Annotated in this window: 6 protein-coding genes; 3 read left to right on the top strand and 3 right to left on the bottom strand. The window is 75.0% G+C overall.

Going from position 1 to position 6,132, the window contains the following annotated elements; all coding sequences use genetic code 11:
* Positions 1 to 15 precede the first annotated feature (15 nt).
* Complete coding sequence (locus ACFV4F_RS41735) at positions 16 to 1,998, bottom strand: heavy metal translocating P-type ATPase (protein ID WP_380510969.1); 1,983 nt, start codon at positions 1,996 to 1,998, stop codon at positions 16 to 18.
* A gap of 114 nt (positions 1,999 to 2,112) precedes the next feature.
* Here ACFV4F_RS41735 and ACFV4F_RS41730 point away from each other — a divergent pair, with 114 nt between their 5' ends.
* From ACFV4F_RS41730 to ACFV4F_RS41720, 3 genes are all read left to right on the top strand, one after another.
* Positions 2,113 to 2,490, top strand: coding sequence for an ArsR/SmtB family transcription factor (locus tag ACFV4F_RS41730; protein ID WP_380510966.1), 378 nt, complete (start codon positions 2,113 to 2,115; stop codon positions 2,488 to 2,490).
* Between the two features lie 56 nt (positions 2,491 to 2,546).
* Complete coding sequence (locus ACFV4F_RS41725; protein ID WP_380510963.1) at positions 2,547 to 4,043, top strand: hypothetical protein; 1,497 nt, start codon at positions 2,547 to 2,549, stop codon at positions 4,041 to 4,043.
* A 73-nt stretch (positions 4,044 to 4,116) separates the two neighbouring features.
* Positions 4,117 to 4,458 (top strand): DUF5713 family protein, encoded by a 342-nt coding sequence (locus ACFV4F_RS41720; RefSeq protein ID WP_380510972.1) that lies wholly within the window; start codon positions 4,117 to 4,119, stop codon positions 4,456 to 4,458.
* Here ACFV4F_RS41720 and ACFV4F_RS41715 read toward each other — a convergent pair.
* Together ACFV4F_RS41715 and ACFV4F_RS41710 are read right to left on the bottom strand one after the other, a co-directional pair.
* Positions 4,404 to 4,979 carry a GNAT family N-acetyltransferase gene (locus ACFV4F_RS41715; RefSeq protein WP_380510960.1) on the bottom strand — a complete coding sequence of 192 codons (576 nt, stop codon included), beginning with the start codon at positions 4,977 to 4,979 and terminating at the stop codon, positions 4,404 to 4,406. The genes ACFV4F_RS41720 and ACFV4F_RS41715 overlap by 55 nt on opposite strands.
* Complete coding sequence (locus ACFV4F_RS41710; RefSeq protein WP_380510958.1) at positions 4,966 to 5,898, bottom strand: class I SAM-dependent methyltransferase; 933 nt, start codon at positions 5,896 to 5,898, stop codon at positions 4,966 to 4,968. The genes ACFV4F_RS41715 and ACFV4F_RS41710 overlap by 14 nt, the downstream gene beginning before the upstream one ends.
* Between the last annotated feature and the right edge of the window lie 234 nt (positions 5,899 to 6,132).

Raw genomic sequence — 6,132 nt, 5'->3', positions numbered from 1 at the left:
GCCACTCGCGGCGGCTCACCGGCCGGCACGGGCGCGGGGCCATGCGGCCTCGCGCAGCAGCCGCAGGCCGTTGAGGCCGACGATGACGGTCGAGCCCTCGTGGCCGAGGACGCCGAGCGGCAGCGGGAGGGTGGCGACGAGGTCCCACACGACCAGGGCGGAGATGAACACCGAGGCGATCACCAGGTTCTGCACGACGAGGCCGCGGGCCCGTCGGGAGAGCGCCACCACGGCCGGGACGGTGGCGAGTTCGTCGCGCACGACCACCGCGTCCGCGGTCTCCAGGGCGAGGTCCGAGCCCGCCCGGCCCATCGCGACGCCGGTGTGGGCGGCGGCCAGCGCGGGCGCGTCGTTGACGCCGTCGCCGATCACCAGCACCTTGCGGCCCGCCGCCTCGCACTCGCGGACGGCGGCCACCTTGTCCTGCGGCAGCAGCGCGGCGCGCACGTCGGTGATGCCGACCTCGGCGGCCACGTGCGCGGCGGCGCGCGGGTTGTCGCCGGTGAGCAGCATCGGCGTCCCGCCGGTGAGCGCGGCGAGGGCGGTGACGGTGGCGGCGGCGTCGGGGCGCAGCCGGTCGGCGATGCCGAGCACGCCCAGCGGGACGCCGTCGGCCTCGACCAGGACGGCGGTGCGGCCTGCCGCCTCCAGCTCCCCCGCGTGCACGTCGGCCTGGTCGACCTCCGGGCCGCTGCGTCCTTCGAGCAGACGGGCGGGTGCGGCGACGGCGACGATGCGGCCGTCGATGGTGGCGCTGACGCCGATGCCGGGGGTGGAGGTGAAGTCCTCGGCGGCGGGGAGGGCGAGGCCCCGGGCGCGGGCGGCGTCGACGACGGCGCGGGCGAGCGGGTGCTCGCTGGGGTGCTCGGCCGCGGCGGCGAGCGTGAGCAGCCCGTCCTCGGTGAGGCCGGAGCCGGTGAGCGGGCGGAGGTCGGTGACGCGCGGGGTGCCTTCGGTGAGGGTGCCGGTCTTGTCGAGCGCGACGGTGTCGCTCTGGCCGAGGCGCTCCATGACGACGGCGGACTTGACGAGGACGCCGTGGCGTCCGGCGTTGGCGATCGCGGAGAGCAGCGGCGGCATGGTGGCCAGCACGACGGCGCACGGCGAGGCAACGATCATGAACGTCATCGCGCGCAGCAGCGAGTCGGTGAGGGCCGCGCCGACGGCGAGCGGGACGGCGAAGACGGCGAGGGTCGCGAGGACCATGCCGATCGAGTAGCGCTGCTCGACCTTCTCGATGAAGAGCTGGGTGGGCGCCTTGGTCTCGGAGGCCTCCTCGACCATCTGCACGATCCGCGCGATCACCGAGTCGGAGGCGTCCCGGTCGACGCGGATCCGCAGGGCGCCGGTGCCGTTGAGGGTGCCGGCGAAGACCTCGTCGCCGGCGGCCTTGGCGACGGGCAGCGGCTCGCCGGTGATGGTGGCCTGGTCGACCTCGCTCGCACCGTCCAGGACCCGCCCGTCGGCGCCGATCCGCTCGCCGGGCCGCACGAGGACGGTGTCGCCGACGGCGAGCGCCTCGGTGGGGACGCTCTCCTCGGCGCCGCCCGCGAGGAGCCGGGTGGCGGTGGTCGGGGCCAGGTCGAGCAGGCCGCGCACGGAGTCGGCGGTCCGGGCGGTGGCCAGGGCCTCCAGGGCGCCGGAGGGGTCGACTATGACGATCAGCAGAGCGCCGTCCATGACCTGCCCGACGGCGGCGGCACCGAGGGCGGCGACGATCATCAGCAGGTCGACGTCGAGGGTCTTCTCGCGCAGCGCCCGGAGGCCGGCCCACGCGGGCTCCCAGCCGCCGGTGGCGTACGCGAGGGCGTAGAGCGGGCCCCAGGCCCAGGCGGGGGCGCCGGTCAGCTGGAGCGGCAGCGCGGTCAGGAACAGCACCGTCGCCGCGGCGGCCCACCGGGCCTCGGGCAGGGCGAAGACCCGGGTGCGGCGGCGGGGGGCGGCATCCGGACGCGGCGGCGCGGTGGGCGCCGGGCGCTCGATCAGGGTGGCGGGCATGGCAGGCGGGGACCCTTCGGGCACGACAGGACAAGGGCAGGGCTGGGCCCTGGCGTTTCCACGATACATGAACATATGAACGCTCCTTCATTCATGGCCTGTACGATGGTCCCCATGGGTCATGGAGCCGCCACCACCCGAAGCGCCGAAGTCGCCGCCGAAGCCGTCCCGCGCACCCGCCTGGACGCCGACGGCGCCGCCCGCGTGGCCACCACCCTCCAGGCCCTCGCCACCCCGTCCCGCCTGCTGATCCTGTCCCGCCTGCGCGAGGGCCCCTGCGCCGCCACCGAACTCGCCACCGAGGTCGGCATGGAACAGTCCGCCTGCTCCCACCAGCTGCGCCTGCTGCGCAACCTCGGCCTCGTCACCGGCACCCGCCAGGGCCGCTCGGTGGTGTACGCGCTGTACGACAACCACGTCGCCGAACTGCTCGACCAGGCCGTCTACCACATCGAGCACCTGCGCCTGGGGCTCAGCGACGCGACGGACTGACCGGGCCCCGACGACCCCTCTGGACGCCCGGCCAAGATCGCTGGGACGATGGCCCGATGCCCTCCCCCGTCGCCCCCGATGCGCTGCTCCGCGGCGTCGCCGCCAACCGCGCCGCACCCTCGGACGTCCTGCTGCGACTGCTGGCGCCGGAGGCGAAGCCCGCGCGCCTCGACCTGTGCGAGAGGCGTCCGCTGCCGGACGACGTCGTCGAGGCCGCGCTCGCGCACCCGGAGCCGGGAGTCCGGCGGGCGATCGCCCGGAACCGGTACGTCCCGGTGGAGATCCGCAGCCGGCTGGTCCACGACCCGCTCGACTTCGTGCGCGCCGCGCTGGCCGGCGGACCGCGTCCGCGGTTCCAGCGCGTCGAGCCGCTGCCCGACGAGGCGCTGGCGGCCCTGCTCTCCGCGGAGGACGAGCCCGGCCGGGGCGGGATCCTCACCGCGGACGAGATCCGGCAGGAGCTGGCGTTCTCGTTCCAGCTGCCGACGGCATTCTCCCTCCGTGCGGTCGACCACCCCCACCCCCGGCTCAGGGCCCACGCCGCCCGCAGTTGGCAGCACCTCACCCCCGCCCAGCGCGAAGCCCTGCTCGCGGATCCGGACGAGACCGTCCGCGACCAGGCCCGGCGCGAGGCCCGCCGCCTCGACCCCGCCGCCCTCGAAGCGCTCTTCCACCGCCCGGGCCTGAGCGAGCGCGACCGCTACACCATGCTCTGGTTGTACGCGGTCACCGACGCCATCGCCGAACACTGCTTCACCGAGGAGCCCGGCTACCTGCCCGCGCTCGCGGCCAGCCCGTACACCCCTGCCCACGTCGTCGCCCGGCTCGCCCGCCACCCCGACCCGGCACTGCGCCGGCGCGTCGCCGAACGGGCCGACCTGGACGCCGGGTCGCTCGCGGAACTCGCGGCGGACCCGGACCCCTCCGTCCGCTCCCGGGCACTCGCGCACCCGCTCCCCCGCACTCGGGCGCAGGCCTCCGTCATCCACGGCGTCCTCGCCGACGACCCCGCGGACCTCGGCCCGATCGGCGCGGGATCCGAGGCCGAGCCGGACTGGTACCTCGCCGGCGCCGTCTCCGAACTCCCGTCGCTGCGCCGGGCCGCCGCCACCTGGCCCGGCCTGCCCGCGCACCTCGTCGACCGGCTCGCGGACGACCCCGACGAGGGAGTGCGGCACCTGCTGGCCTACCACCACCCGCTCGCCCCGCCCGCGACCGTCCTCGCCGCGTTCCTCGCGAGCCCCGAGCAGCGCGAGTACCTGCGGACGCTACCCACCCTGCCCCGCACGGGACTTCAGCACCTCCTCACCCACGAGGACCCCGAGGTCCGCGCCCTGGCCGCCGCCGACCCCACCCTCGACCACCCGCCCGTCGAGCTCCTCACCGACCCCGACGAGCGGGTCCGCCGGGCCGCCGCCACCAACCCGCTGCTCCCGCCCGACGTCCTCGACGCCCTCCTCGCCGACCCCGCGCTCGCCGAGGCCGCCGCGGCCAACCCGGCGCTGACCGCGGCCCGGCTGCACGGGCTCCTCGACCTCGCCGGGCTGCCGTAGCCGGGTCGTCAGAGGCGGATTGTCAGAGGCGGGGTGCATGATCGGGACGTCCGACCACGACAGGGAGCACGCCATGCCGATCACCAACGACCAGGTCCTCCAGTACTCGTTCCTGCCCGGGTTGTACCGGGACGACTACTTCCCCGACGCCGTCGTCGACCAGGGGTGCGCCATCCTGCGGCGGCTGTGCGAGCGGATCGAGGCCGAGCGGCCGGGTGACCTCGACGCGCTGTACGGCCTCACCGCCGGCGCCACCGAGGAGTTCAACGTCCTCCAGGAGGCGTTCGAGGCCGCCGGCAGCGAGATCGAGACGGTCGCCCGCGAGGAGATCGCCGAGGACTTCTGGTTCATCGCGAACGCCTACGGGTTCCCGGAGGCCGACGCCGAGAAGCTGATCGCCGAGCGGGACTGGTAGGAGTCGAGGAAGCGCACCATGTGCAGCTTCGTCACGGCCCGGCCGCCGACCACGACGGCCCCCGGCTCCCGGCCCCACACCTCGAAGCCGCACGACGTGTAGAGCCGGAGCGCCGCCTCGTTGCCCTCGGAGACCGTCAGCAGCACCTGCTGCACCTCGTCGTGAGCGGCGGCCAGTTCGAGCGTCCGCGCGACCAGCGCCCGGCCGACGCCCCGGCCGCCCGCCGCGGGCGCCACGGCCATGCCGAACAGCGTCGCCTTGTGCCGCTCCTGGCCCCGGGCGCGCAGCCTGAGGCCCGCCGTGCCGATCAGCCCGCCGTCCGCCGCGAACGCGCCGAGCACCGCGCCCTCCGCCAGTCGGCGGACGGACACCGCGAGCGGCTTCGCGCACTCCTCCTCGTAGCTCGACGTGAAGGCCTCGGGCGTCTCCCGGAGGGCCTCCAGACGGAAGGTCCGGTACACCTCCGCGTCGCCCGCGCCCAGCCGGCGGATGGTCACCCCGTCGGGGTCAGAGACGGACACGCGTGCACCTCGTCACGTACGGCATCGCGATCTCCTCGTGGCCCGCGAGGTCGGGGTGGGTGTCGAGGAGGTGCTCGACGTCCGCGAGGAGGCGGGTGCGCTCGGCCTCGGGGAGGGTGATGACGTAGCTGCGCGAGGCGACCATGTCGAGGATCCCGGTCCTCGTCGTCACGTGCTCCCAGCGGATCTCCAGCCGCTCGGGGGCGCCGAAGGGGGCGGGGACGACGGGCTTGGTGTCGATCGTCTGCTTCGCCGAGCGGTGCATCAGGGCGCCGAGTTCGGCGGCCCACGGCTCGGACTCGTCGCGGACGTTCCAGATCAGGGAGAGCGTGCCGCCGGGGGCGAGGACGCGGGCGATCTCCGGCACGGCGGTGCCCTGGTCGAACCAGTGCCAGGCCTGCGCGACGACCACCGCGTCCACGCTGCCGTCCGGCAGCGGGATCCGCTCGGCCGAGCCGCCCCGCACGGCCGCCCTCGGGACGGCCGCCGCGAGCTGGTCGCGCATCGCCTCGTCCGGCTCGACGGCGACGACGTCCAGGCCCGCGTCCACCAGCAGGCGGGTCAGCTTGCCGGTGCCCGCGCCGAGGTCGAGCACCCGGCGGGCCTCGCGCGGCACGGCCGAGCCGATCAGCGCCAGCGGGTAGCCGGGCCGCCCCTGCTGGTACGCGCCGGCCGCGGCGCCGAACGAGCGGGCCCGCAGCTTGCCGGACCAGCGACGGGTGGCGCCCTGGCGGGTCATCCCGCAGGCGCGGCCGATCTCCTCCCAGGTCGCGTAGCGGCCGCGGCGCAGCTCGTCGATGACCGCCGTGCGGCGGTCCTCCAGGACGGCGATCACTTCGGACAGCCGGTGCAGGCCGGCGAGGCCGCCTTCGCCGGCGACGTCGGCGGCGATGCGGTGAGCAAGATCATCGATAGTCACGGCCGCACTGTAGGGCCGCTCCGCACCGGGCGTCAACACTCATTGCTCATTGCGCAACACATGTTGCCTGGGAGCCTCTCGCCACCCTGGAAACAAACAGTGGGGAAACTCGACTCCCTCTTCACACTTCTCCCATAACCTGTCGCGCAGCAGACCGACTTGAGGAGATGTGACATGAACTCACGTGCAAGGAAGGCCCGTTGGGCCACCGCACTGGCCCAGACCGAGTCGCTC

This window comes from Kitasatospora sp. NPDC059722 (assembly GCF_042733235.1).
Lineage (GTDB): Bacteria > Actinomycetota > Actinomycetes > Streptomycetales > Streptomycetaceae > Kitasatospora.
The sequence above is the reverse complement of the archived record's forward strand: the minus strand, read 5'-3'. Positions and strand labels throughout refer to the sequence as shown.

What these genes read in the sequence shown, in the direction of transcription:
- ACFV4F_RS41735 (WP_380510969.1), bottom strand. Translation starts at nt 1,998, where the DNA reads ATGCCCGCCACCCTGATCGAGCGCCCGGCGCCCACCGCGCCGCCGCGT.
- ACFV4F_RS41730 (WP_380510966.1), top strand. Translation starts at nt 2,113, where the DNA reads ATGGGTCATGGAGCCGCCACCACCCGAAGCGCCGAAGTCGCCGCCGAA.
- ACFV4F_RS41725 (WP_380510963.1), top strand. Translation starts at nt 2,547, where the DNA reads ATGCCCTCCCCCGTCGCCCCCGATGCGCTGCTCCGCGGCGTCGCCGCC.
- ACFV4F_RS41720 (WP_380510972.1), top strand. Translation starts at nt 4,117, where the DNA reads ATGCCGATCACCAACGACCAGGTCCTCCAGTACTCGTTCCTGCCCGGG.